This window comes from Stenotrophomonas sp. IS26 (genome assembly GCF_054188265.1).
This window is the reverse complement of record NZ_JBSZJV010000016.1, coordinates 34786-60570: the sequence shown is the minus strand read 5'-3', so window position 1 is coordinate 60570 and position 25785 is coordinate 34786. Positions and strand designations below refer to the sequence as shown.

Genomic DNA, 25785 nt, shown 5'->3' with positions numbered 1-25785 from the left:
CAGAGGTCGGAATCTACCGGGGCGCGCGCCGACCCATGGTCGGCACCTCACCTCAGGCCAGCGCCGGATTCAACGTGTAGGTGCCATGCAGCGAGGCTTCGGCCAGCACGTGCCCGTGCATCGCATGCAGCACATCCGCGGCGGTGAACGGCGTGGGCAGCGCCAGCTGCGCCACGTCCAGCGCGAACACACGGAAGAAATAGCGGTGCACGCGCTCGTCGTTGAACGGCGGGTAGGGGCCGTCATAACCCAGGTACTGGCCGGCCATGTCCGGAGTGCCGGCAAACCAGCCGGTGAAATCGTTCAGGCCCTGACGGCTGCCTGCCGGGCCCGCCGGCTGGGTCTTGCCCCCCACGGTGAATCCATCGCTGCAGCTGCCCGCGGCGAGCTCGCGCACGTCGGCAGGGATATCGGCCATCGCCCAGTGCGCGAAGTGCGCACGCGGCTGATCGCGTGGCACCGTGCGATCCTGGCGGCCGACCGTCTCCGGCACGGTCGGCACATCCGGGTCGATGCACAACAGCGCGAACGAACGGGTACCGGCCGGCACGTCGTGCCAGGCCAGCTGCGGGTTGCGGTTGGGCGCGAAGCCCTCGGCAGTGCCGGCCGCGAACGTGGCGGCGATCGGCTGGCCGTTGGTGATGCTGTCACTGCTCAGATGCATACCGGTCTCCTCACGCTTCCGGGTAGCCCAGGCGCACTGCGACCGAGGTCAGCAGCGCGAAGGCCGGGCCCATTTCATCGCGGTAATCGCGCCAGTGGCCCGGGGCCATGCGGGCCGGGCCAAGCGTGGGTGCCGGCGGGAAACGCATGCCGAACTGGGCGCCGAGGTACTCGGCCATCGCCTGCGGATCGTTGCCGATGTCGTCGATCTTCAACAGCGCGTGCGGGTACAGGTTCTGCTCGTGCAGGGTGGCAACCTGGGCCAGCGAACGCGCCAGCCATTCGGCCGCTTCGTGCACCGAGGTCACCGCGAGCGGTGCCGGGGCGCTGAAGGCGATCCACTCCAGCAGCATGTCGCGCGGGTCACGCAGCACGATGATCAGGCGGCCCTCCGGCAGCTGCGGGCGCAGCGCCCACAGCAGTGCGTTGTCCCACCACAGCAGCCAGTCGATCACCGCGCCGTCGGCGATGCCTCGGGCCGGCAACTGACTGCGCCATTGCTCCACCAGCGCTTCCGGGGTGAGCTTGCCGGTCGAGAGTTCCTGCAGCGTGTGGTAGCGCTGGAAGGGATCATTGGGCGGCGTGGGCCCGAAACGGTCACCGCGCATCACCGGGCTGGCGGCTGCCATCGCGGCGACCACCCGCTCCACCCCGGCGCCCGGTGCCCCCCAGATGAACAGCGGGGCGACGGCATTGTCCTCAGCCACCGGCGCCAGCTCCGGCCAGCTCAGCGGGGCTTTGGCCTGCGGCGGCAGCGGCAGGCGCTGGGGTGCCTCGGCCGCATGCAGGTCCACCCACGTCCGCAGCGCATCGTGGTACTGGCCGGCACGGTCCTGGACGGACCCCAGCCACGCGCGCAGCCCGGCCTTCGCTTCTTCAGGTGCGTTGTCATGCAGCGCCTGCACGCGCGCAATGGCGGCGGCCGGGTCGCGTGCGAGCAGGCCATCGACCAGTCGCACTTCGCCCGATGCCCGGCCCGGCTCCAGCGCGACGATGCGCTCGGCCACGGCTTCGGCCGCGTCTTCTTCGTTGTTCATGTCGTGCAGGCGCAGGCGCGTCTCCAGCGCCGGCAGATGCTCGGGCATGGCCTGCAGCCAGCGCTCGCCGATGGCGACCGCTTCCGGGCCCCCCACGGGCTCGACCGTGAGGCGCGCCATCCACAGATCATGGATGGCCGGGTGATCAGCCAAGGCCGCATCCAGCGTCTCCCGTGCCTGCTGTTCGCGGCCCAGGCGCTGCCAGGCCATCAGCAGCATCTGCAGCGTGTGGCGATCGGACGGCCACTGCGCCAGCACCGGCAACAGGTGCTCAAGCGCCTGCAACGGCTGACCGGCCTGCAGTTCGAGCTCCCCGGCCAGACGGCGCATGGCCGGGGTGTCGCCACCGGGCGCAGCCAGCACCTGGTGCATCATGTCCGACGCGCTTTCCAGGTTGCCTTGGCGCAGCGCGAGCTGGACCACCAGCCCCTGCAGGGCGGTGGTCGCCGGATTCAGGGCAAGCACACGGCGGAAGGCCTGTTCGGCGAAGGCCAACATGTCTTTGCCAAGGTAGGCGAAGCCGAGCGCATACAACACACGCGCGTCATCGGGCAGCGCCTGGCTGGCTGCCGAGAGCTGGGCCAGCGCGCGATCCACCTCGCCACGGCGCAGCGCGACCATGCCCGACAGCGCGGCCAGTTCCGGATGATCGTCGTCCACGCGCAGCGCCAGCCGGGTCAGTCGATCGGCTTCATCCACGTCGTTGCGGGCCAGCGCCAGATGCGCCTGCATCACGTACGCGGACAGTTCATTGGGGTTGAGTTCGGCCGTGCGGTCCAGCGCCGAGCCGGCCGCATCGAACTGGCGCAGGGCCAGCAGCAGGCCTGCCTGCTGCAGATGCAGGTCGGAATTGTCCGGCGCCAGCGTCAGCGCCTGCTGCAGGCTGGCCAGTGCGTCATCGAACTGGCCCTGCTGCTGCAGCGACAGCGACAACCAGCGGTGCGCCTGCGGCTGCTCCGGCTCGGCCGTGGTCCATTCGCGCGCCAGCTGCACGGCATCGTCCACCGCATTGCGGCGCAGGGCTTGGAGAATCTGGTCTTGCATGACGGTCCGAACTCGAGGGCAAACCCCGATTGTAGCGGGGCCGGACGGCCAGAACGCCCGGTCAGGCGGGCGTATTGGCCTCGATCCGCAACCGCTGGGCTACCCAGCGCTCGGAGAAGCCATCGCCGCGCCAGTTCTCCAGGAAGCCGCAGTGGCCGCCCCAGGGGGCGATTTCCAGGTGGGCATGGGCCGGCAGGCGCCAGCCGTTGAAGGTGGCGAACGGGATCACCGGATCGTCCTGGGCCATCAGGATGTCGGCCGGCACCTGCAACCCGGCCAGGCGATCACCCGCGATGGAGTAGCCATCGAAGTAGGCCTGCAGCGAGCCGAACTCGGTGTGGTGCTCGACCAGCCAGGCGGTCAGCGCGCGGATGTCCAGCTTGAGCACACGGTCGTCCCAGTCGCTCAGCTCGGGAAACAGATCGCGCTTGCGGCGCAGCGAGCCAGCCCATTTACGCCGGAAGTACCAGTCGTACATTGCCGGGCCGTTCTCGATGCTTTCCATCGTGATCGCCGGGTCCAGCACCGGGCAGACCGAGGCCACGCGGCGCAGCGGCACGCCGGCCGAGGGCGCACGCAGTGCCAGGCGGAGCACGAAGTTGCCGCCCAGCGAATAGCCGGCCGCGACCAGGGGCAGCTCGGGCCAGCGCCGGGCGATATCCCCGGCAGCCTGCACCACTTCATCGATGCGGTTGGAGTGGAAGATGCCGGGGTTGAGATGGTGGGTGTTGCCGTGGTCGCGGAAGTTCAGCCGCACCACGTCGTAGCCCTCTTCCAGCAGCCGCGCGGCGGTCATGCGCATGTAGCTGGATTCGGCACTGCCTTCCCAGCCATGCAGCAGCAACGCCATGCCGATCGGCTGGCGCCCCTGGATATAGCTATGCCAGCCCTGCAGGCGGACGCCTTCGCCGCCATCGAGAATGAGTTCGTCGGTGTGCGCGCCGGTGGCCGCAAGCAGTGCAAGGCCGCGCTGCATGCGCATCCGGCTGGAGCTGAGCATCGACTGCAGGTGCGGATTGCGCAGCCAACGCGGGGGATGATAGTCGGCAGCAGTCAACATGGGCGCGAGCCTGCTCCCGGCCGCGACGCTGGCGTGTGAAGGAACACCACCGCTTACTCGGCGGACATGGCCGCCAGGATGCGCGCACGCGAGGTTTCTGCGATGCGGCGACGGCCTTCCAGATCGTGGGTATCAATGGGCGCGAGGAAGTGGACCTCGGCCCGCCGTGCCGGCTCTCCCAGCAGACGCAGGAAGTTGGCGAAGAAACTCTCTTTCGGGCCGAACGCAACAATGGTCTGCGCGTCACCGCGCCAGCCATAGCGCAGCGCGACCGGCTGGATCGGGACCTGGGTCTCGACCGCGGCCTGGAAGATGCGCGCATGGAACGGGCCGACTTCATGGCCACCGCGGGTGCGCCCTTCGGGGAACACGCCGACCGCCTTGCCTTCGCGCAGGCGCACGACCATTTCCTGCATCACGCCACCCAGCGATTCGGTGCTGCCACGCTGGTGGAAAATGGTCTGCCCGCGCGCGGCCAGCCAACCGACCACCGGCCAGCCGGCGATCTCCTGCTTGGCCACGAAGCCCATCATCCGCTGGCTGTGCAGCATCGAGATATCGACCCAGCTGACATGGTTGGCCACGAACAGCACCGCACCCGGCAGCGGCGTGCCGATCCGGTGCAGGCGAAAGCCGAAGATCCACATCAGGCCGGCCGACCAGGCGTTCACCGCCGCATGTTCGAACGTCCGTTCGCCCACGCGCACGCGCCCCCACGGCGGCAGCATGGCGATCAGCAGCATCGGCAGGAACAGCAACAGGTGGACCAGCAGCAGCGGTACGCGGTACAGGTAACGGCACACACGCGCCACGCCGCCACGTGAGGCCGGAGTGGGGGAATTCATCCGCGAACGATACCCGAGCGCCGCAGGCTCTGCCAGCGGAATCCGGACAAATCGATGGCGTGCGCAAGCCAGCCGCCGCAAGCCGTCAAGCCAACGGCCACCGGCGGCACAACGGCCGTCCCCACATGCGCCGGCGCACTGTGGTGGGCCACGCAACACAGCATCCGTGCCATGCGCGCGATCAGCCCGGGCGCACGGCGGGCACCACCGCCAGGGTCAACCGCGAGGTGCAGACCAGCTTGCCGGCCTCGTCCTCGATGCGGATGTCCCAGACCTGGGTGCTGCGCCCGACATGCACCGCACGCGCGGTGCCGGTGACGGTGCCGGCGCGCACGGCGCGGATGTGGTTGGCGTTGATTTCCAGCCCCACGCAGACCTGCTGCGTGGTATCCACGCACAGATTGCCGGCGCTGCTGCCGAGGGTTTCCGCCAGCACCACCGAGGCGCCACCGTGCAGGATGCCGTACGGCTGGCGGGTGCGTTCGTCGACCGGCATGGTCGCGCTGATCCAGTCCTCGCCGGCGGCGGTGAACGCGATGCCCAGGTGCTCGATGAGCGTGTTGCGGCTGAGCGCGTTGAGCGCTTCGATGGACACCGCGTCGCGGAATACCTGGGACATGCAGCTTCTCCGTGGGGTTGCAGACTTACAGGATCGGGACCAGCCCGGCGCCGAAGGCGGTGAGCATGCGCACCAGCAGCCACTTCGGCCCGACATTCACTTCGGGGAAGTCACCGACGGCGACATAACAGGTGTGGAAGGCCGGGTCCTGCCGCTTGAGCGGAGCCGGGCACGCGGGCCCGGGCTGGAATTCGTAATCAGTGGCGTAGCGCCACGGCCAGAAATCGAGCACCGGCAACGCCTCGGAGGCCTTGCCGACGCTGTAGTTCAGGCCGGACAGCACCGGCGGCTTGGCACGCGGCGCGACCACCCAGGAGTTCTGCGGGTGGATGTCGCGCAGGATGCTCTGCGCCAGCGCCTCGGCGAACACCGGGTCATCGATGATCACCGCCCCTTCGGTGTTGTAGTTCTCACTGCGCGGATCGAAGTTGTGCGTGCCGACCACGCCGATGCGGCGGTCCACCACCATCGACTTGGCGTGCAGGCCCATGCGCGCGCCCTTGCGGGTGACCGGCAGCGGCTTGTTGACCGCCTTGGTGCCCAGGAACGAGGGCCGGGTTTCGGCACGCAGCACGCGGCGCTCGACTTCGCTGCCATCGGTACTGCGGCGGCGACCGCTGGCGCTGTTGCGATCGGCACTCCCTCGACGCGGGCCGCTGCTGGCACGGTTGTCGGCGCTGCCGCGCGCATTGCTGCCGGCCGCGCTGCCACCGAGCAGGCTGCTGCGCTTGCCCTGCGACGGCGGCACCTCGCTCCCCAGCGGTGCGGGCAGCAGATTGCGGTAATCCACCGGCGCATCCAGCGGGAATGGCTTGAACTCGTAGATGTTGAAGCCGAGCTCGCGCAGGTTGCGGCGTTTGTACTTGTAGGACAGCGCGTAGACGATCGGGTTGTCGGTGGCGGCCAGGCTGTTGGTCGAGACCACCACCCGCGGCGCCTGCTCGCGCTTGCGCAGGGTGCGGAACAGCTGCTGCGCCGGCTTGGACAGGACCAGATAGGGGGTCTGCAGCAGCACTTCGGACTGCGCGCTGGCGATCAACGCATCCAGTTGCGGCTCGGTCACGTGCTGGCCGTTGGCCGGCTGGCTGGCGCGTTCGCGGCGATGTTTGCGTGGCAGGTCCGCGACGTACTGCACCGAGGCCACCGGCAGGGCGGTGTCCACGAAGGTACGCCGCACGAACTCCGGATCGTTGGCTTCTTCGCTGACCCGCTCGACCCGCTCCGGCCGCCGGAAGTCGGCCGGCGGCATGGCCGGTACGCCCTGGCGGAGCAATGTTCGCCCCACATCGTTGAGACGCTCGGCCGGCACGCTGCGCGGCGCGCGCCAGAAGGCATCGAAGTTGGCGGCCATCTCGCGCACCTCCGGGCCGGCCACGATCACGTCGCGGTCGCGGAAGTTGTATTCACTGTCCCAGTCGTAATAGTCGTCCTGGTAATTGCGCCCACCGACCACGCCCAACGCATCGTCGACCACCAGCAGCTTGTTGTGCATGCGCTGGTTGAAGCGGCGGAAGCAGCAGACCACGCTGGCGGCGTAGTCGAAGTAGTTCAGGCGTGCCTTGCCGAAGGTCGGGTTGTAGACCCGCAGCGAAAAATTTGCATGGCTGCCGGACAGGGCGCCGAGAATCTCCAGATCGGAGATCGCCGAGAGCTGGTCGATCAGCACCCGCACCTTGACCCCGCGGCGGGCGGCCGCCTGCAGTTCGTCCAGCACCAGCCGGGCGCTGTCGTCCTTGTCGAAGATGTAGGTCTGCAGGTCGATGCTGCGGGTGGCGCTGCGGATCAGGTTCAACCGCGCGACCAGCGAGACCTCGCCTTCGTCCAGGAGGGTCGCATAGTGGCGCGGCTGGCCGGCGTGGGATTCGGCGAACGCACGGCCACCGAGGGCGCGAAGCGGCGAATCCAGCGCACAGCGATCCGGCTGGTCGCAGTCGACCACGGTCGAGCGCGCCTGCACGGCGATGCCGGCCGCGCGGTCACGCTCGGCATTGGACAGCGAGGCACAGCCGCTGCCCAGCAACAGCGTTGCCAGCACCAACAGACGCAGCAATGGGTTCACGGTTTCGGCGCCTCGCTCAGACGCGCACGCAATACAAAGGTCACTCGATCACTCAGGGCTAACTGCCAGCTGTCCATTCCATACCGGCCACGTTGGACGGTACCGCGGCTGACCACATCGCAATCATACCCGGCCCGGGCACAGGCCGGCGGCTCGACCCGCAGGATCTCCGGGTGGCTGACCCCGCGCAGGATCAGCCGGCCCTGGATGCTGCCGCCCTTGTCCACCACCTCCGGCCAGTAGGGCAGTGAATCGAACTCGACCACCGGGTAGCGCGCCGAGTCGAAGAACTCCTCGCCGCGCATCCAGCCGGTGTAGCGGGGTTTGCCGGGGATTTCCACGTAACGGGTGAACATCCGCAGGTGCACCTGGTGGCGACCGTCGGAGAGCACCTCGATGTTGCCTTCAAAGCGCGGGAACACGCCTTCGATGCGCTGTCCCAGCCGCGTGCGGATCTCAAACCCGAAGCGCGAGCTGGCCGTATCGAAGGCCAGTGCATGGCTGGTCGGAGCCGGTACCGACGACGGCGGGGCGGCATGCACCGCCCCTGCCATCAACAGCAGCCCGAACCACGTCGCACGGACTGCCCACACTGCTTACGGCCACCAGAAGGCGGTCAGGCTGGCCACGCCAGGCTCGATGGCGGCCTCACGGTCGAAGGCCAGTACCGCGATCCCGCCCGGCGGCATGCCGCGGTAGTCGCTGCTGGTGCCCTCGCTCATCAGGGCCACCAGTTGCTCCAGGCCGGGGTTATGGCCCACCACCAGCAGGCGGTCCACATCGCGGCGCGCATCGATCAACCCCATCAGCGTGCCGGGGGTGGCCTCGTAGACGGCGTCCTCCAGCCGCTTCTCGACGAAGCCGGTGATGCCCAGGACGGCTTCCAGGGTTTCGCGGGTCCGCCGCGACGGCGAGCAGAGCACGCAGTCCGGCAGCAGATTGTTTTCCTTGAGCCAGCGGCCGGCGGCCTCGGCTTCGGCCAGACCGACCGGCGACAGCGGGCGGTCCAGATCGGCCTGGCCGGTGCTGGCGGTTTCAGCATGGGCGTGACGCAGCAGTATCAGTTCTCGCATGGGATCTCTCGTGTCAGGCTTTCTTCAGCCACTTCAACAGCGGCTCCCAGTCATTCTGGTGCTCGCGCACCTGGGCCGAGCGGTAGTCGAACAGACTCCGTCCGAGCCCGACCATCACCACATAGCTTTGGCTGTCGCGCAACTGCGCGACGACCTCATACGGCCAATCGGCCAACATCTGTATCGCCTGTTGCGAGGTCTGCGTCCAGGGTTTGGTGCGGTTGAGCACCAACCCGACCGGCAGGCTGCGGTTGTGGACGCGGGGCACGCGCGACAGGCTGTTGAGGAAGCCGACGATGGCTTCGATATCCAGCGCGGAGGGCAGCACGGGGACCACCACCGCATCGGCAACATCAAGGAAATGCGGAATATCGTCGGCCATCGCACCGGCCGGAGCATCGATGATGACCTCGTCGGTGCCCTCGGGAACCAGTCGTTCCCAGCTCTTTTTGCGATACACGTCGATCGGCAGCACGGCGCTTTCCAGAACCGAGCGGCGTTGCGCCCAGCGGGTGCTGGAGCCCTGGGGATCGGCATCGGCCAGGACGGTCCGTTTGCCTTCCAATGCCGAATGCGCCGCCAGGTGGGTGGCGACGGTGGTCTTGCCCACCCCGCCCTTGGAACCGGCCACCAGGATCGTCTTCATGCAAGCCTCGCTTCCGGGGAACGTTCCCGCAGCCTACACCGGCGCCTGTGACGGAGATAGTCGCAGCGCTGAACCAGAACCGACGGCCACGGCTTTGCTATCGTGGATGGTTCCAATGGACTGACCGCCAGCATGAGCGAACTACAGGACCTGAGCGCGCTGATCCGCGCCAACACCCCGCTGATCATCATCGAGACCCAGGATGAGGGCCGGGTGGTGGAGCTGTTCCGCCAGACCCTGATGCATGTCTGGCGGGCCCTGCACCGCTGGTCGATCACCGAGGGCCTGCGCCGGATCGACATGGACCGCGAGGACGACCCGGTCGGCCCGCCCGATGCCAGTTCGGCCCTGCAGATGATCCGCCAGGCCGAGCAGCGCGGTATCTATCTGCTGCTCGATTTCCACCCCTACCTGGGCTATGCCAGCCACCAGCGCGCCCTGCGCGACCTGATCCAGCGGCGGCACTGCGAGGCCCACGTGCTGGTGCTGGTCGGGGCCAAGGTCGAGCTGCCGGCCGAGCTGGAAGCGCTGGCCACCCGCTTCAACCCGCGCCTGCCCGACCTCAACGCGCTGCTGAAGATGCTGCGCGAGGAAGCCGAAGCCTATGCCCGCGAGAACGGCGGGCGGCGCGTGGAGGTGGACAACGAGGCGGTCCAGAAGATCCTGCACAACCTGCGCGGGCTGAGCCTGGTCGACGCGCGCCGGATCGCCCGGCAGCTGATCTTCGCCGATGGCGCGCTCAGCCAGGACGACCTGCCACAGCTGGCCCGGCTCAAGTTCGAGTTGCTCAACCGCGCCGGCCACCTGCACTACGAGTACGACACCACCCGCTTTGCCGATGTGGCGGGCGCCAACCGGCTCAAGCGCTGGGTCAACCAGCGCCGGCCGGTGTTCCTGGGCGGCGCGGGCCCGGCCGGCCTGGACCCGCCCAAGGGCATGCTGCTGCTCGGCGTGCAGGGCTGCGGCAAATCAATGCTGGCCAAGGCAACGGCGGCCGGTTTCGGCGTACCGCTGCTGCGGTTGGACTTCGGCAGCCTGTACGACAAGTACCACGGCGAGACCGAGAAGAACCTGCGCGACGCGCTCGCCTCGGCCGAGCAGCTGGCCCCCTGCGTGCTGTGGATCGACGAGATCGAGAAAGGCCTGGCCAGTGGCGGCGAAGATGGCGGCGTGTCGCGCCGGGTGCTCGGCCACCTGCTGACCTGGCTGGCCGAGCGCAAGAGCACGGTATTCATCGTCGCCACCGCCAACCAGGTGCATGAACTGCCGGCCGAGCTGCTGCGCAAGGGCCGTTTCGACGAGATCTTCTTCGTCGATCTGCCCGACGCCAACACCCGGGTCGAACTGCTGCGCCTGCATCTGGGCAAGCGCCAGCTCAATGCCGACGACTTCGCACTGCCCGCGCTGGCGGCCGCGGCGGATGGCTTCTCCGGTGCGGAGATCGAACAGGCGGTGGTGTCGGGGCTGTACGCCGCGCATGCCGAATCGCGTGTGCTGGATACCGAACTGTTGATGCAGGAGATCCGCGGCAGCCGGCCGCTATCGGTGCTGATGGCCGAACAGGTCACTGCGCTGCGCGAGTGGGCACGGGGGCGCACCGTCAGCGCGGACGTGTGACGCCGGGGCGCTACGCCGGCAGGTGCTGCAAGACCCACACCCACGCCGGCAGCGTCACCAGCGACAGCAGGATGCCGTAGCCAACCAGCGCGGCGGCCAGGCGCGGGGCCAGGCGATGGGACATCGCCAGTGCGGCGGCGGTGATCATGGTCGGCATCGCCGACTCCAGCACATTGGCCTGCAGCATCGTGCCGTGCAGGCCGAACGCCCAGGAGATCGGCAGCGCCAGTGCCGGCATCACCAGCAGCTTCAGCAGCAACCCGATGCCCAGTGGCCTGAGCTCATCCAGTGGCAGGCGCAGCTGGATGGAGAAACCCACCGCCAGCATCACCAGCGGCAGCATCGCATCGGCCAGCTGCTTCAGCCCGGTGCCGATCCAGCCCGGTGGCTGCTCAGGCATCAGGGTCAACGCGAACAGCAACGCCCACAGCGGCGGGAACTTCGCGATCCGCAGCAGGATCTGTGCGGCGGTAGGCGGGGTGTCGCCGCTGTAGCGCGCGATCACATACAAGCCGAACGTGGACAGCAGCACAAAGGTGCCGAACTGGTCATAGACCACCGCATAGGGCAGCGCGTGATCACCGAGCAGCGCGCGCACCATCGGGTAGCCGATGAAACTGGAATTGGCCAGCGCCACGCAGATCAACAGCACCGCATGCACGTCGCGGGCGAAGCCGAAGACGCGCGTAGCCAGGCTCACCGCGGCGAGCGTACACAGCATCAACAGCCACGGCGTGGCGACCAGCCCGATCAGGCTGATATCCAGATGCAGCCGTGGGACGTAGATCAGCACCGCCGCCGGCAGGCAGACGTACAGCACGATGCGGTTGAGCACATCGGCAGTGTTGTCCGGCAGCGTGCGCAGACGCGAGAACAGCATGCCCAGGCCGAGCATGGTCAGGATGAGAGCGAATGCATCGAACGCCATCGCGACAGCCTAGCCGATCCGGCAGTGGCCGCCGCCCCGACCATGGTCGAAACGGGAGGGTACGGCGGCCCCGCCAAGGGGCAGGCCCGTATGTGCGGGCCCGCCCGACCCGATCACGGCCAGGCGGGCGGCTTCTCCGCCCACGCCCGCTGGATCTCGGCCAGCGTACTGCGTTCGCTGTCGCGCCAGCCCGGCAGCAGTTCGGCATAGCGATCCGTTCCGCTCCACTGCTGTGGCTCGGTGCGCACGGCTGCGGCATACCACTGCACGGCTTCGGCCTTGCGGCCCAGCGTCCACAGGGCCAGTGCGAAGGTGGGCGGCACCCACCCGGGATTCCCACGCAGCGTGTTCTGGGCCGCCGTCCACTGGGCCAGTGCGGCGTCGGTCTCTCCGAGGCGGAACAGGTCCCAGCCATAGTTCCAACGCACGGAACGGCCCAGCACCGAACTGGCCGACGCGGTCGTGGCGGCCTGTTCGTAAAGACTGCGCCCCAGTTCCGGCCGGCCCTGCGCGATCGCTACGCCCGCCAGCTGCACGGTGGCCTCCAGCGTCTTGCGGCCGCGCTCGCGGTGTTTCATCAATTGGTCGACTAGATCCCCACCCTCTCCCTGCACCACCACCATCGGGGCGGCGGCCAGGTCATTGTCGAAGTAGAACTCCTGCACCGCCGGCAGCGATTGCGCCGACACGTTGAACACACAAGCCCCCATGGCCAGCATCACGCCGGCCAGCATCTGTCTTGCAACTGCCATGCAAACTCCCCCAGGTTGTCACAACAACCTCCCCTCCTGATCCTAACCGCAGCGCACGCCCGGCACCAAGCGCGGCCGACCAACGGTCGGATCTACCCGGCGCGCCGCCAGACCCGCAGGCGGTTGTTGGCCGGCATCGCCACGTCCTCGGCCAGCTGCAGGCCCACCCCGGCCGCCAGTGCATCCACCGCTTCGGCATCGCGGATGCCCGAGGCCGGATCGCGCGCCTTCAGCCACGCATCGAACTGGCGATTGCTGTCGCTGCTGTAGGCACCGTGGGCGTTGAACGGGCCGTAGACGCACAGCACGGCGTCCGCGGCCATCACGGCAGGCAACCCGGCGAACAACGCCTGCACGTGCGCCCAGCTCATGATGTGCAGGGTATTGGCGCTGAACACCGCATCGAAGGCCAATGGCGCCGCCGGCAGCGGGCCCAGCCCGGGCGTGGGCGACAGCGCCGCCTGCAGCGGCCACGGCGCCGGCGTATTGGGCAGGCCGGCCGCCTGCAGCCGCTCGGCGATGCCGGGCAGGTGGTCCGGATGGTCGCTGGCCTGCCACTGCAGGTGCGGCAGGGCCGCTGCGAAGTCCTCGGCGTGCTGGCCGGTGCCGCTGCCGATCTCCAGCACCCGGTGGCGGGCGGCGAGGTGGCGCTGCAGCACCGCCAGGATCGGCGCGCGGTTGCGGTCGCAGGCCTCGGACCAGCGTATCTGGCTCATCGGAATGTCACATCGGCAGGGAATCGATGTCCATCCAACCATGACCGCAGTCACTTGTGCCACTACGCGATGCCACCGAAAGTCGAAGACTTGTCCAATGTCGGCGGCCTGCGTGCCGTCGGCCGTCCTTGGGGGATGTGAGCTGTGCAACGTCGTGAGTTTCTAGCGCTGTCTGGAATGGGCCTGGCGGGCCTGGTACTGCCGCATGGCCGGCTGATCGCCGCCGAGCAGCTGCTCGAGCCGGGTGATGTGGGCCGCCGCAAGGCGCTGGCCGAGGCCGCGCTCGCCGCCGCCAAGCGCGCCGGTGCCAGCTACTGCGACGTGCGTATCGGCCGTTACCTCAACCAGGCGGTCATCACCCGCGAGGCCAACGTCCAGAACGTCACCAACAGCGAATCCTCGGGCATCGGCATCCGGGTGATCGTCAACGGTGCCTGGGGCTTTGCCGCCACCCACCAGCAGACCCCGGCCGCGGTGCTGGCCACGGTCGAGCAGGCCGCAGCGATCGCCCGCGCCAACGCCGGCATCCAGACCCGTCCGGTGCAGCTGGCGCCGGTCACCGGCGTGGGTGACGTGAGCTGGAAGACCCCGATCCGCAAGAACGCGATGGCGGTGCCGCTCAAGGACAAGGTCGACATGCTGCTGTCGCTGAACGCGGCTGCGCTCAATGCCGGGGCCGACTTCATCAACTCCACCCTGTTCCTGGTCAACGAGCAGAAGTTCTTCGCCTCCAGCGATGGCTCCTTCATCGACCAGGACGTGCACCGCATCTGGCTGCCCTTCACCGCGACCGCCATCGACAAGACCAGCGGCAAGTTCCGCACCCGCGCCGGGCTGTCCTCGCCGATGGGCATGGGCTACGAGTTCCTCGATGGCGACGCGCGCGGCAAGATCGCGTTGCCGGGCGGCGTGGTCGCCTACCGTGATTCCTACGATCCGGTGGAGGATGCGATCGCCGCGGCCCGCCAGGCGCGGGAGAAGCTCAAAGCGCCGTCGGTCAAGCCGGGCAAGTACGACCTGGTGCTGGATCCATCCAACCTGTTCCTCACCATCCACGAGAACGTCGGCCACCCGCTGGAGCTGGACCGCGTGCTCGGCTACGAGGCCAACTACGCCGGTACCAGCTTCGCCACGCTGGACAAGCGCGATGCGGGCTTCCGCTGGGGCAGCGACATCGTCAACTTCTTCGCCGACAAGACCGCCCCGGGCAGCCTGGGCGCGGTGGGCTACGACGATGAAGGCGTGAAAACCAAGCGCTGGGACCTGGTCAAGGACGGCATCCTGGTGAACTACCAGGCCACCCGCGACGAGGTGCATATTCTTGGCGAGAAGGAGAGCCACGGCTGCAGCTACGCCGATTCGTGGTCCAGCGTGCAGTTCCAGCGCATGGCCAACGTGTCGCTGGCGCCGGGCAAGGCGCCGCTGAGCGTGACCGACATGATCAAGAACGTGGAGAACGGCATCTACATCCACGGCCGTGGCTCCTATTCGATCGACCAGCAGCGCTTCAACGCGCAGTTCGGTGGCCAGCTGTACTACCAGATCAAGAACGGTGAGATCACCGGCATGGTCGAGGACGCCGCCTACCAGATCCGCACGCCGGAGTTCTGGAATGCCTGCAGCGCGATCTGCGACGAGCGCGATTTCCGCTTCGGTGGTTCGTTCTTCGATGGCAAGGGTCAGCCGGGCCAGGTCTCGGCGGTCTCGCATGGCTCATCGACCACGCGCTTCGATGGCATCAACATCATCAATACCGCACGCAGCCTGGGATGAGCCTGTCCCCGCTCCATGCCGAATGTCACTACCGCGGCGCCCGTACGGCCGCAAGAATCGGCTGTGCCGCCGCGGCGGTCGCCCTGATGTCGCTGTTTCCCTGCCACCCCCACACCGACGTGGAGAGCTGCCTTGCAAAGACGTGACTTTCTCGCCCTGACCGGGCTTACCGCTGGCGGACTGATCGTGCCGTCGTTCTTCGGCAAGGTCATTGCCGCCGAGCAACTGCAGAGCGCACTCGATCCGGCGCTGAAAAAGCGCTTGGCCGATGCCGCCCTGGCCGCCGCGCGCCAGGCCGGTGCGACCTACTGCGATGTTCGTATCGGCCGCTACCTGCGCCAGTACGTGATCACCCGCGAGGACAAGGTGCAGAACGTGGTGAACACCGAATCGACCGGTGTGGGCATCCGCGTGATCGTCAACGGCGCCTGGGGCTTTGCCGCCACCAACCAGCTCGGCACCACCGATGTGGCGCGTGCCGCGCAGCAGGCCGCTGCGATCGCCAAGGCCAACGCCGGCGTGCAGACCGCCCCGGTGCAGCTGGCGGCCGCGCCCGGCGTGGGCGAAGTGTCCTGGCGCACCCCGATCCGCAAGAACGCGATGGACGTGCCGATCAAGGAGAAGGTCGAGCTGCTGCTGGACGTCAATGCAGGCGCGATGGGCGCCGGCGCCAGCTTCGTCAACTCGATGCTGTTCCTGGTCAACGAGCAGAAGTACTTCGCCTCCACCGATGGCTCCTACATCGACCAGGATGTGCACCGCATCTGGGCACCGATGACGGTCACCGCGATCGACAAGAGCACCGGCAAGTTCCGCACCCGCTCCGGGCTGTCCTCGCCGATGGGCCTGGGCTACGAGTACCTTGATGGCGTCGGCACCGGCAAGGTGGTCTCGCCCAACGGCGTGGTCAACTACCGCAACTCCTATGACATGAAGGCCGATGCGATCGCCGCGGCCAAGCAGGCGCAGGAAAAGCTCAAGGCACCGTCGGTGAAGCCGGGCAAGTACGACCTGATCCTGGATCCGTCGCACACCTGGCTGACCATCCACGAGTCGGTCGGCCACCCGCTGGAACTGGACCGCGTGCTCGGCTACGAAGCCAACTACGCCGGCACCAGCTTCGCCACGCTGGACAAGCGCGAGCAGCATTTCCAGTACGGCAGCGACAAGGTCAACATCTTCGCCGACAAGACCCAGCCGGGCAGCCTCGGTGCGGTCGGCTACGACGATGAGGGCGTCAAGACCAAGCGCTGGGATCTGATCAGCGAAGGCAAGCTGGTGGATTACCAGACCATCCGCGACCAGGCCCATATCCTGGGCAAGACCGAGTCCGACGGCTGCTGCTATGCCGATTCCTGGTCCAGCGTGCAGTTCCAGCGCATGGCCAATGTCTCGATGGCGCCGGGCAAGACCAAACTGAGCGTGGCCGACATGATCAAGGACGTCGAGAACGGCATCTACATCATCGGCGACGGCTCGTTCTCCATCGATCAGCAGCGCTACAACGCGCAGTTCGGTGGCCAGCTGTTCTATGAAATCAAGAACGGCCAGATCACCCGCATGCTCGAGGACGTGGCCTACCAGATCCGCACGCCGGAGTTCTGGAACGCCTGCACCGCCGTGGCCGATGAAAGCGACTACCGCCTGGGCGGTTCGTTCTTCGACGGCAAGGGCCAGCCCGGCCAGGTCTCGGCGGTCTCGCACGGTTCGTCCACCGCGCGCTTCAACGGCATCAACGTCATCAACACCGCGCGCAGCCTCGGCTGACCGGTCAGGAGCCCCAATCCATGAGTATCTTCACCGAAGCCCAGGCCAAGGCCATCCTCGACAAGGTCATCGCGCTCTCCAAGGCCGATGAGTGCACCGCCGTGCTGGCCGGCTCGATCGACGGCAACATCCGTTTCGCACTGAACAATGTCTCCACCAGCGGCATCGTCGACAACACCGAGCTGGCCGTGACGGTCGCCTTCGGCAAGCGCGTCGGCACCGCCTCGATCAACGAGTTCGACGACGCCGCGCTGGAACGCGTGGTGCGCCGTGCCGAAGATCTGGCCCGCCTGGCCCCGGAGAACCCCGAGTTCATGCCGGCCATCGGCAAGCAGACCTACACTGCCAGCCCGACCTTCAGCGAATCGACCGCGGCCATCGACCCGGCCTTCCGCGCCAAGGTCGCCGCCGACTCGATCGCGCCCTGCCGGGGCAACGGCCTGATCGCCGCCGGCTTCCTGGAAGATGGCCAGAGCTTCTATGCAACGGCCAACAGCAACCGCAACTTCGGCTACCAGCGCGGCACCAATTTCAACTACACCTGCACGGTGCGTACCGAAGACGGGCGTGGCTCGGGCTGGGTGGGGCGCAGCGTGAAGGACGCGGCCGATTTCAAGGCCGACCAGGACATCCGCATCGCCATGCGCAAGGCTACCGAATCGGCCGAAGCCAAGGCCCTGGAGCCGGGCAAGTACACGGTGATCCTGGAGCCGGCGGCGGCGGCCGGCCTGATCAGCTTCATGATGAACTTCTTCGATGCGCGCTCGGCCGATGAAGGCCGCAGCTTCCTCTCCAAGAAGGGCGGCGGCAACAAGCTCGGCGAACAGGTCTACGACCCGCGTGTGACGATGGTGGCCGACCCGTGGCACCCGGACGCGGCGGTGCTGCCGTGGGACAACGAAGGCCAGCCGCGCGAAAAGCTGGACATCATCAAGGACGGCAGGATCGCCAACCTCAACTACTCGCGTTTCTGGGCGCAGAAGCAGGGCAAGACCGCCAACGCGCGGCCGGGCAACCTGCTGATGGCCGGTGGCGACAAGAGCACCGCCGAACTGGTGCGTGGCACCCAGAAGGGCATCCTGGTCACCCGCACCTGGTACATCCGCATGGTCGATCCGCAGACCGTGCTGCTGACCGGCCTGACCCGCGATGGCACCTTCTACATCGAGAACGGCCAGATCAAGCACCCGGTGAAGAACTTCCGGTTCAATGAGTCGCCGGTGATCATGCTCAACAACATCGAAGAGCTGGGCAAGCCGGTGCGTGTGGCCGGTGACGAGTCCAGCCTGGTGATGATGATTCCGCCGATGAAGCTGCGCGATTTCACCTTCACCTCGTTGTCCGACGCGGTCTGATGAACGGTCGTGACGGCCACTGGCCGTCTCTTCGTCTGGCCGGTGACACCCGGGAACGTGCGTGGCGATGAACCGCGCACAGTTCCTGCGCCTGATGCTGGGCAGTGCCGCCTTCGCGGCATTGCCCGCGCCGGCACGCGCCCAGGCCGGGCGTTACGACTTCTGGTTCACCCGCCTCAAGTACGACTCCGGCGACTGGGACGTGGATGCGCGCATGCCGTCCAACGTGATCACCTCGCTGATCGATTACACCTCCCTGCGCGTGGACCCGACCGAGCACGTGATCGCGCTGTCCGATCCGCGCATGCTGGAGGCGCCGTTCTGCTACCTTGCCGGCCACAAGCTGGTCGAGTTCAATGCAGCCGAACGGCAGAACTTCGTACGCTACGTGCGCAATGGCGGCTTCGTGTTCGTCGATGACTGCAACCACGACATCGACGGCCTGTTCGCCACCTCCTTCGAAGCGCAGATGGCCAAGCTGTTCGGGCCCAGGGCGCTGGGCAAGCTCCCGAACAATCATGCGCTGTACCGCAGCTTCTTCCGCTTCCCCGAGGGCCCACCGGCCACCGGGTTCGAGCTCAATGGCTGGGGCGATGATCTGGTCCACGATTACCTCAAAGGCATCCAGATCGATGGTCGATTGGGTGTGCTCTACAGCAACAAGGATTACGGGTGCGAGTGGGACTACGACTGGCGCAACAAGCGCTTCCTGGCCGAAGACAACACCCGCTTCGCCGTCAACATCGTGATGTATGCGTTGAACAGCTGAGCTTCTTCCTGCTTTTTCAGCCACGCATGGCGTGGCTCTACGCCGATCCTGCGAGTGCCTTATGACGACCGACCGCCTTGATGCCCTTCTTCCCAAACTGCAGCAGCTGCGCGGCGCGCTGGCCCAGGCCGTGGTCGGCCAGCACGCGGTGGTGGAGCAGCTGCTGATCGGCCTGCTGGCCGGCGGCCACTGCCTGCTCGAAGGCGCGCCCGGGCTGGGCAAGACCCTGCTGGTGCGCTCGCTCGGGCAGGCGCTTGAGCTGCAGTTCCGGCGCGTGCAGTTCACGCCCGATCTGATGCCCAGCGACATCCTCGGCACCGAGCTGCTGGAAGAAGACCACGGCACCGGGCACCGGCACTTCCGCTTCCAGAAGGGCCCGATCTTCACGAACCTGCTGCTGGCCGACGAGCTCAACCGTACCCCGCCCAAGACCCAGGCCGCGCTGCTGGAGGCGATGCAGGAGCGCACCGTCAGCTACGCCGGCACCACCTATACGCTGCCCGCACCGTTCTTCGTGCTGGCCACGCAGAACCCGATCGAACAGGCGGGCACCTACCCGCTGCCCGAAGCCCAGCTCGACCGCTTCCTGCTGCACGTACGGGTGGACTACCCCACCGAGCAGGAAGAGCGCGACATCCTGCTGCAGACCACCGGCAGCGCCAATGGCAGCGTGCCCAAGGTGATGGACGCCGAGGAGGTACTGGCGCTGCAGGCCGCGGTGCGCCAGGTCCACATCAGCGAAGACGTCCTCACCTGGATCACGCGCCTGGTGCGTGCCAGCCGTCCTGGCCGCGATGCGCCGGCGGCGGTGAACCAGTGGATCAAGTGGGGCGCCGGCCCGCGTGCCGGGCAGTCGCTGGTGCTGGCGGCCAAGGCGCGTGCGTTGCTGCAGGGCCGCTTTGCCGCGACCCGCGAGGACGTGCAGGCGCTGGCCGCGCCGGTGATGCGTCACCGGCTGTTGCTGTCGTTTGCCGCCGAAGCCGAGCAGAAGAGCGCTGACGATGTGGTCGCCGCGCTGCTGCAGGCCGTGCCGTTCCCGGGGTGATCCACACGCCGTGAGCCGCAACGCACCGATCGCGATCCCCGCCGATGTCCGCAGCCGCCTCAAGGCGCTGCGGCTGCTGCCACGCCGTGCGCGCGGTGCGCACGGAATCGGGCAGCACGCCAGCCGCAGCCGCGGTGCCGGGCTGGAGTTCGCGCAGTACCGTGCCTACGAACCCGGTGATGAGCTGCGCCAGATCGACTGGAAGCTCTACGCGCGCTCGGACCGGTTCTTCGTACGCGAATCCGAGCGCGAGAGCCCGATCACGGCTTGGGTGCTGATCGATGCGACCGCCTCGGCGGGGCAGCGTGATCGCGCGCGACCGGACGCGTCGCGGCTGGACCACGCCTGCGCGACCGCCGCCTGCCTGGTGGAACTGGCCCTGCAGCAGGGCGACCGCTTCGGCGCGATCGTGGTCAGCGGCGGCGGCGTGCAGCTGGTGCCCGCCGGGCACGGCCCGCGCCAACGTGACCGCGTGCACCTGCTGCTGCGCCAGCTGCAGGCCAGTGGCAGCTGGCCGCCGGTGACCTCGCTGGCGCCGATCTGGGAGCGCGTGCAGGCCGGCGATCTGCTGGTCGCACTGGGCGATGGTTTCGACGAGGCCGGCATCGTGCTGATGGAACGGCTGGCGGCCGCCCGTCGCGAAGTGCTGCACCTGCAGCTGCTGACCGCCGAAGAGCGCGATTTCCCGTTCACCCAGGGCCACCGCTTCCGCGATCCGGAGACCGGCGAAGAACTGCTGGGGGACGGCCGTGCGATCCGAGAGGACTACCTGGCCCGCTTCGACGCTGCGCAGCGTGCGTTGCAGGCGCGTCTTCAGAGCAGCGGCATCGTGCACGCCACCGGCTATCTCGACCAGCCGCTGGATCAGCCCCTGCGTGTGCTGCTCGGCGCCGGAGGTGGCGCGTGAGCCTGCTGTTCCCGCTCGGCCTGCTCGCACTGGCCGCCTGGCTGGTGCCGCTGTTGATCCACCTGGCGCGGCGCCACCAATATGCGCCGCTGGATTTCGCCGCGTTGCGCTGGCTGCGGGCCCGGATCCGGCCGCGCCAGAACGTCCGTTTCGATGAGTGGCCGCTGCTGTTGGTGCGGTTGCTGTTGCTTGCCGCGCTGGCCCTGCTGCTGGCGCGGCCGGTGCTGCACGGGGGCGCGGCCGATACCCACGCGGTCACGGTGGTCGCCCCCGGTCTGGACGGGGCGGCGCTGCGTGGCCAGGATGCCGAAGGGGACTGGCGATGGCTCGCGCCTGGCTTCCCTGCGCTGGCCGACGGCGCGCCGGCGCCCCATCAACCGCTGGCCAGCCTGCTGCGCGAGCTGGATCAGCGCCTGCCCGCCGGCGCATCGCTGACGGTATACGTGCCTGACCCGATGCCCGGGCTGGATGGCGAGCGCCCGCGCCTGTCGCGTGCCGTGAACTGGCGGCCGATCCTCATGGCACCGACCCGCGCGCGCACGGCGGCACTGCCTGTGCTGCAGGTCGGTGGCGAGATCGCGGAAGGCGAGCAACGCGTGTTGGCCGCGTTCCAGCGCGCATGGTCCAACCAGGGGTTGTCTCCCGCACGCGGTGCCGGTACCGCCCCGGACGCCGGGCAGATCGGCGTGTGGCTCGCCGCTGCGCCGCTGCCTGCCGCCTGGCAAGCGTGGGTGCGCCAGGGCGGCAGCGCGCTGGTCGCGTCGGGTTCTACTGGGGAGGGTTGGACTCCCGCCCTGCGCGATGCGGACGGCACGTTGGTACTGGAACAGCGGCTCGAGGGCAGTGGTCGCCTGCTGCGTTTCACTGCGCCGCTGACGCCGACGGCGCTGCCGGTGCTGCGCGATCCCGGCTTCCCGCGCCAGTTGCTGGCGGTCGTCGCCGCACCCGCCACGCCCACGCTCGCAGCCGCGGCGACACAGCAGCCAGTGCGCGGTGGCGCCACGCCGCGTCCGCTGCCGCGTGAGCTGACCCCCTGGCTGCTGGCGCTGATCGTGTTGCTGTTCGCGCTGGAACGGGTGGTGGCCACCTCGCCGCGCCGTGGAGCAGGGGCATGAACGCCATCATCCAGCGCGGCTGGCAGCGCGCTCGCCGGCGCCAGTGGTGGATCACCGCCGTCGTCGCGGTACCGATCGCGCTGGCACTCAGTGCTGTTGCATGGCGGATCGCGGGGTTCAATGCGTTCACCGTGATCCTGCTGCTGACGTTGCTGGTCGGCGTCGGGCTGGCCACCTGGCGCGCGCGCCGCCTCGATCGCCACTGGCTGGTTCGCCGCCTGGATGAACACGCGGTGGCGCAGGACAGTGCCGACCTGCTGTTCGCGACCCCCGACACCTTGAACCCGTTGCAGCAGCGCCAGCGCTCGCATGTCGAGGCGGCACTGCAGTCGCGCCTGCCCGAGCTGCGGCCCCGCTGGCCGTGGCGCTGGGTACTGGCGTCGGCGGTGATGTCCTTGCTGGCCATGGCCCTGGCCTTCGGCTGGCCGCGCGACCAGAACGCGGCGCCACTGTTCCCAAGCGCCGCGGCACCGCCGGCCACACCGGCGCAACCGCCGCAGCTGCGTTCCACCCGGCTGGAGATCACCGCCCCTTCCTACACCGGGCAGCCCGCGCGCGTGCAGAGCGCGCTGGATGGCAAGGTCGCGCAGGACAGCCGCCTGCAGTGGTCGCTGCGCTTCTCGGCGCAACCGCAGACCGCTGCGCTGCAGTTCCACGATGGCCAGCGCATCGCGCTGCAACGCGACGGCGACCACTGGGCCGCGCAGTGGAGCGTGACACGTCCGGCGTTGTACCGCGTGGTCACCGAGCCTGCCCTGCGCGACACCCGCCTGTATCGACTTGATGTGGTGCCCGATCGCCCCCCGGTGGTGCGTGTGATCGCTCCCGACCGCAGTCTTGTGCTGGGTGCGCCCGGGCAGCGTCAGTGGCCGCTGCAGTTCGAGGCCACCGACGACTACGGCGTGATCGCCACGGCACAGTTGAAGGTCACGTTGGCCCAGGGCAGCGGCGAGAACATCACCTTCCGGGAGCAGACGTTCAGCCTGACCGGCACCGGACCGGCGACGCAGCGGCGTTTCGCGCGCACGCTGGACCTGGCCGCGCTGGGCGCCACCGAAGGCAACGATGTGATCGCGCAGCTGACGGTGCGCGACACCCACACACCCACTGCGCAGAGCGCCCAGAGCAGCAGCGTGATCCTGCGCCTGCCCAGCGCCGCGGAGATCCAGGGCACCGACATGGAAGGCATGGTCAAGAAGACTCTGCCGGCCTACTTCCGCAGCCAGCGTCAGATCATCATCGACGCCGAGGCGCTGATCAAACTGCGCGGCAAGCTCCCCGCCGAGGAGTTCGTCAAACGCGCCGATGCGATCGGCGTGGACCAGCGCATCCTGCGCCTGCGCTATGGCCAGTTCCTTGGCGAGGAAAGCGAAGGCGGGGCCAAGCCGCCGCCGACCAGCGATGCCCTGCCCACCAGCGACACGCCGGCAGCCACGCACGACGACGATCACGGCCACGATGCCGACCCTGCCAAGCCCCAGGCGCAGGGCGGGCACGACGATCACGACCACGGCGCGCCGACCGATGGCACCGCTGCCGTGTTCGGCAGCGCCACCGATGTCCTCTCCGAGTACGGCCATACCCATGACCACGCCGAGGCGGCCACCCTGCTCGATCCGAAGACGCGTGCCACGTTGAAGGCCGCGCTGGACCAGATGTGGTCTTCCGAGGGTGAACTTCGCCAGGGCCAGCCAGAGCGCGCCCTGCCGTACGCCTACAAGGCGCTGGGCTTCATCAAGGAAGTGCAGCAGGCCGAACGCATCTACCTGGCGCGGGTCGGCCCGGAGCTCCCGCCGATCGACGAGGGCCGGCGCATGACCGGCGAGCGCGCCGACCTGGCCAGCCGCACGTTGCCGTTGCGTGCGCTGGAAGCACCCGACCAGGCCATCGTGCAGGTCTGGCAGCAGCTTGCCGATCCCGCCAGCGCGCCGGATCTGGATGCACTGACCCAGTGGCTGCGGCGCAATGAAGCACGCCTGCCAGACCCGCTGGGCCTGGCCGCCGCCATCGAAACACTGCGCATCACCCCGGACTGCGCCGACTGCCATCAGGCCCTGCGTGCGCAGCTGTGGCGTGCGCTGCTGCGGCCGCTGCCGCAGGTCCCTCGTCGCATCGCACCGGATGCCATGGGTCAGCGCTACCTGGATGCCCTGGAGGCCTCACCGTGAGCGAACCGCGCTGGATCCTGATCGCGCTGCTCGCCGTACTGGCGCTGGCCAGTGCGCGTCTGTGCTGGCAGCAGTGGCGTGGACCGGCCCGGGCAAGCGGCGTGTTCGCCACCCTGCTGTTGTTGCAGGCCGTGGTGACCGTACTGCTCTACCTGACCCTGGTGCCACCGATGCAGCGCGTGGCCGGTGGCCAGCTGACCGTGCTGACTGGCGCGGCCGATCAGGTGCGCTGGTCGGCGGCGCCGGGGGAGACCGTGGTCGCGCTGCCGGAAGCGACGAAGGTGGCAGACGCCCTCGCAGCACCCGACCTGGCCACCGTGTTGCGCCAGCATCCGGGTGCCACTTCCCTTCGGCTGATCGGCGATGGCCTGTCGGCCCGCGATCGCGATGTCGCGCTGCCCCGTGGCGTGCGTATCGAATCGCCCAACGCGCCGCAGGGCTGGATCGCGCTGCAGCCGCCGGCGGTCACTGCGCCCGGTGCGGTGTTCACCGTGAGCGCGCGTACGCAGGGCGTGCCAAGCGCGCGCGCCGAACTGGTGGATCCCGCCGGTGTGGTCATCGACAGGGCCACGCCGGATGCCGAAGGGAAGGTGCAACTCAGCGGGGTGGCCCGCGTTGCCGGACAGAGCGTGTTCGGCCTGCGCCTGCTCGACGCCGAACAGCATGTGATCGATACGCTTGCCGTTCCCGTGGACACCGCCGCCGCCGCAACGCCTCGCCTGTTGCTGCTGGCCGGTGCACCCGGCCCGGAGTTCAAGTACCTGCGCCGCTGGGCCACCGATGCCGGGCTGCGGGTGCAGGCGCAGGCCAACGCGGGCGGTGGCGTATCACTTGGCGATGCGCCGATCGCACTTACCGCTGCCACCTTGGCCGAGACCGATGTGGTGCTGCTGGATGAGCGCAGCCTGGCCGGGCTGTCGGCCGCGCAACGCAGCGCACTGCAGCAGGCGATCCGCGCCGGGTTGGGCGTGCTCGTCCGCACCAGTGGCCCCCTCAGCGACAGCGCGCGCCAGGCGCTGCGCGGCTGGGGCCTGCCCGTCAGCGGCAACAACCAGGCCGCCTCCCTGACCCTGCCGGCCGACGCCGATGCCGCCCTGCTGCAGGCACGCCGTGGCCCCCAGCGGCCCGCGTCGGACACCACCGCCTACGTCGATGAAGCCGACACCGCCTCGCATCAGGCTGCGCTGCCAGTGTTGGAGCAGCTGACTCTCAAGGCCACCGATGCAGCCGCCCTGCTGCACGATGACAAGGGCGCTGCCGTCGGCGGCTACCGCGTTCTCGGACGCGGCCGCGTTGCGCTCCTGCCCATCACCGACAGCTATCGACTGGTGCTGGCCGGCCGCGACGATCGCCACGCTGAGGTGTGGAGCAGCGTGCTGGCCAGCGTGGCGCGCCCGCTTCCTGCCGCGGATGTGCCACGCATCGGCACCCACACGCCGTGGGCCGGCGAGCGCATGGCGCTGTGCCAGCTGCAGGTGACTGCACAGGTGCGTGCACCGGATGGCGCGCTCATCCCCCTGCAGCTTGATCCGGCGAGCGGTCCCGAGCGCTGCGCCGGCTACTGGCCGAACCAGCCGGGCTGGCATCAGCTGCAGCAGGGCGAACGCCGCCACGCGTTCTACGTGTTCGATCCGGCCAGCGCGCGACCGCTGTATCGTCAGCAGCTGCGCGACGCGACTGCCCAGCGCTTGGCCACCGGCGCCGCCGCTTCATCGGCTGTCGTGGTCGAGACGCCGGGCGCACGGTGGCCGTGGCTGCTCGCCTTCGTGCTGGCGGCAGGGTTGCTGTGGTGGCTGGAGCGACGACGGGGGGTGACAGCAGGCTGAC

At 68.5% G+C, this 25785-nt stretch carries 22 protein-coding genes; 10 read left to right on the top strand and 12 right to left on the bottom strand.

From position 1 onward, the window contains the following. Positions 1-52: 52 nt before the first annotated feature. The 9 genes from ACW6W5_RS13885 to ACW6W5_RS13845 all read right to left on the bottom strand — a co-directional run bounded on the left by ACW6W5_RS13885 (position 53) and on the right by ACW6W5_RS13845 (position 9046). Entirely contained in the window at positions 53-664 is a 612-nt protein-coding gene (locus ACW6W5_RS13885; RefSeq protein ID WP_121043995.1) for a YbhB/YbcL family Raf kinase inhibitor-like protein, read from the bottom strand. 10 nt (positions 665-674) lie between these two features. Further along, positions 675-2744 (bottom strand): tetratricopeptide repeat protein, encoded by a 2070-nt coding sequence (locus tag ACW6W5_RS13880; RefSeq protein WP_152153829.1) that lies wholly within the window; start codon positions 2742-2744, stop codon positions 675-677. A gap of 61 nt (positions 2745-2805) precedes the next feature. Then, positions 2806-3801, bottom strand: a complete 996-nt coding sequence (locus tag ACW6W5_RS13875) for a YheT family hydrolase (protein WP_183073831.1) — start codon at positions 3799-3801, stop codon at positions 2806-2808. A 56-nt stretch (positions 3802-3857) separates the two neighbouring features. After that, positions 3858-4649: a lysophospholipid acyltransferase family protein gene (locus tag ACW6W5_RS13870; protein WP_121043987.1), complete on the bottom strand. Its 792-nt coding sequence runs from the start codon at positions 4647-4649 to the stop codon at positions 3858-3860. Between the two features lie 181 nt (positions 4650-4830). Next, entirely contained in the window at positions 4831-5268 is a 438-nt protein-coding gene (locus tag ACW6W5_RS13865) for a hotdog fold thioesterase (protein ID WP_121043984.1), read from the bottom strand. A gap of 25 nt (positions 5269-5293) precedes the next feature. After that, positions 5294-7327, bottom strand: coding sequence for a phospholipase D family protein (locus ACW6W5_RS13860; RefSeq protein ID WP_121043982.1), 2034 nt, complete (start codon positions 7325-7327; stop codon positions 5294-5296). Continuing rightward, positions 7324-7881 carry a YceI family protein gene (locus ACW6W5_RS13855; protein ID WP_226956693.1) on the bottom strand — a complete coding sequence of 186 codons (558 nt, stop codon included), beginning with the start codon at positions 7879-7881 and terminating at the stop codon, positions 7324-7326. The genes ACW6W5_RS13860 and ACW6W5_RS13855 overlap by 4 nt, the downstream gene beginning before the upstream one ends. Positions 7882-7923: 42 nt before the next feature. After that, entirely contained in the window at positions 7924-8400 is a 477-nt protein-coding gene (locus ACW6W5_RS13850) for a SixA phosphatase family protein (protein WP_121043976.1), read from the bottom strand. Positions 8401-8413: 13 nt separating this feature from the next. Continuing rightward, positions 8414-9046, bottom strand: coding sequence for a ParA family protein (locus tag ACW6W5_RS13845; protein ID WP_121043973.1), 633 nt, complete (start codon positions 9044-9046; stop codon positions 8414-8416). A gap of 132 nt (positions 9047-9178) precedes the next feature. Here ACW6W5_RS13845 and ACW6W5_RS13840 point away from each other — a divergent pair, with 132 nt between their 5' ends. Further along, positions 9179-10663, top strand: a complete 1485-nt coding sequence (locus ACW6W5_RS13840) for an AAA family ATPase (protein WP_152153833.1) — start codon at positions 9179-9181, stop codon at positions 10661-10663. A gap of 10 nt (positions 10664-10673) precedes the next feature. On the opposite strand, the gene ACW6W5_RS13835 is transcribed toward ACW6W5_RS13840, so the two are convergent. The 3 genes from ACW6W5_RS13835 to ACW6W5_RS13825 form a co-directional block, all read right to left on the bottom strand. After that, complete coding sequence (locus ACW6W5_RS13835; RefSeq protein WP_152153835.1) at positions 10674-11591, bottom strand: AEC family transporter; 918 nt, start codon at positions 11589-11591, stop codon at positions 10674-10676. Positions 11592-11704: 113 nt separating this feature from the next. Continuing rightward, positions 11705-12343 carry a tetratricopeptide repeat protein gene (locus ACW6W5_RS13830; protein ID WP_121043964.1) on the bottom strand — a complete coding sequence of 213 codons (639 nt, stop codon included), beginning with the start codon at positions 12341-12343 and terminating at the stop codon, positions 11705-11707. Between the two features lie 92 nt (positions 12344-12435). After that, positions 12436-13059, bottom strand: coding sequence for a DUF938 domain-containing protein (locus tag ACW6W5_RS13825; protein WP_152153837.1), 624 nt, complete (start codon positions 13057-13059; stop codon positions 12436-12438). 144 nt (positions 13060-13203) lie between these two features. Here ACW6W5_RS13825 and ACW6W5_RS13820 point away from each other — a divergent pair, with 144 nt between their 5' ends. The 9 genes from ACW6W5_RS13820 (at position 13204) to ACW6W5_RS13780 (ending at position 25784) form a co-directional block, all read left to right on the top strand. After that, the gene (locus ACW6W5_RS13820; RefSeq protein WP_193222849.1) at positions 13204-14832 is read left to right on the top strand and encodes a TldD/PmbA family protein; all 1629 of its coding nucleotides are present in this window, start codon (positions 13204-13206) and stop codon (positions 14830-14832) included. Between the two features lie 132 nt (positions 14833-14964). Further along, positions 14965-16599, top strand: a complete 1635-nt coding sequence (locus ACW6W5_RS13815; RefSeq protein WP_152153839.1) for a TldD/PmbA family protein — start codon at positions 14965-14967, stop codon at positions 16597-16599. 20 nt (positions 16600-16619) lie between these two features. Beyond that, complete coding sequence (locus tag ACW6W5_RS13810) at positions 16620-17954, top strand: TldD/PmbA family protein (RefSeq protein WP_121043955.1); 1335 nt, start codon at positions 16620-16622, stop codon at positions 17952-17954. A gap of 67 nt (positions 17955-18021) precedes the next feature. Continuing rightward, complete coding sequence (locus ACW6W5_RS13805; RefSeq protein WP_121043952.1) at positions 18022-18723, top strand: DUF4159 domain-containing protein; 702 nt, start codon at positions 18022-18024, stop codon at positions 18721-18723. A gap of 61 nt (positions 18724-18784) precedes the next feature. Further along, the gene (locus ACW6W5_RS13800; protein ID WP_121043949.1) at positions 18785-19768 is read left to right on the top strand and encodes an AAA family ATPase; all 984 of its coding nucleotides are present in this window, start codon (positions 18785-18787) and stop codon (positions 19766-19768) included. A gap of 10 nt (positions 19769-19778) precedes the next feature. Then, the gene (locus ACW6W5_RS13795; RefSeq protein WP_152153841.1) at positions 19779-20675 is read left to right on the top strand and encodes a DUF58 domain-containing protein; all 897 of its coding nucleotides are present in this window, start codon (positions 19779-19781) and stop codon (positions 20673-20675) included. Continuing rightward, positions 20672-21790, top strand: coding sequence for a BatA domain-containing protein (locus ACW6W5_RS13790; protein ID WP_152153843.1), 1119 nt, complete (start codon positions 20672-20674; stop codon positions 21788-21790). The genes ACW6W5_RS13795 and ACW6W5_RS13790 overlap by 4 nt, the downstream gene beginning before the upstream one ends. After that, a complete protein-coding gene (locus ACW6W5_RS13785) occupies positions 21787-23958 on the top strand; it encodes a hypothetical protein (protein WP_152153845.1) in 2172 nt (723 codons plus the stop codon). Before ACW6W5_RS13790 ends, ACW6W5_RS13785 begins: the two co-directional genes overlap by 4 nt. Next, a complete protein-coding gene (locus tag ACW6W5_RS13780) occupies positions 23955-25784 on the top strand; it encodes a hypothetical protein (RefSeq protein ID WP_152153847.1) in 1830 nt (609 codons plus the stop codon). Before ACW6W5_RS13785 ends, ACW6W5_RS13780 begins: the two co-directional genes overlap by 4 nt. Position 25785: the final 1 nt, after the last annotated feature.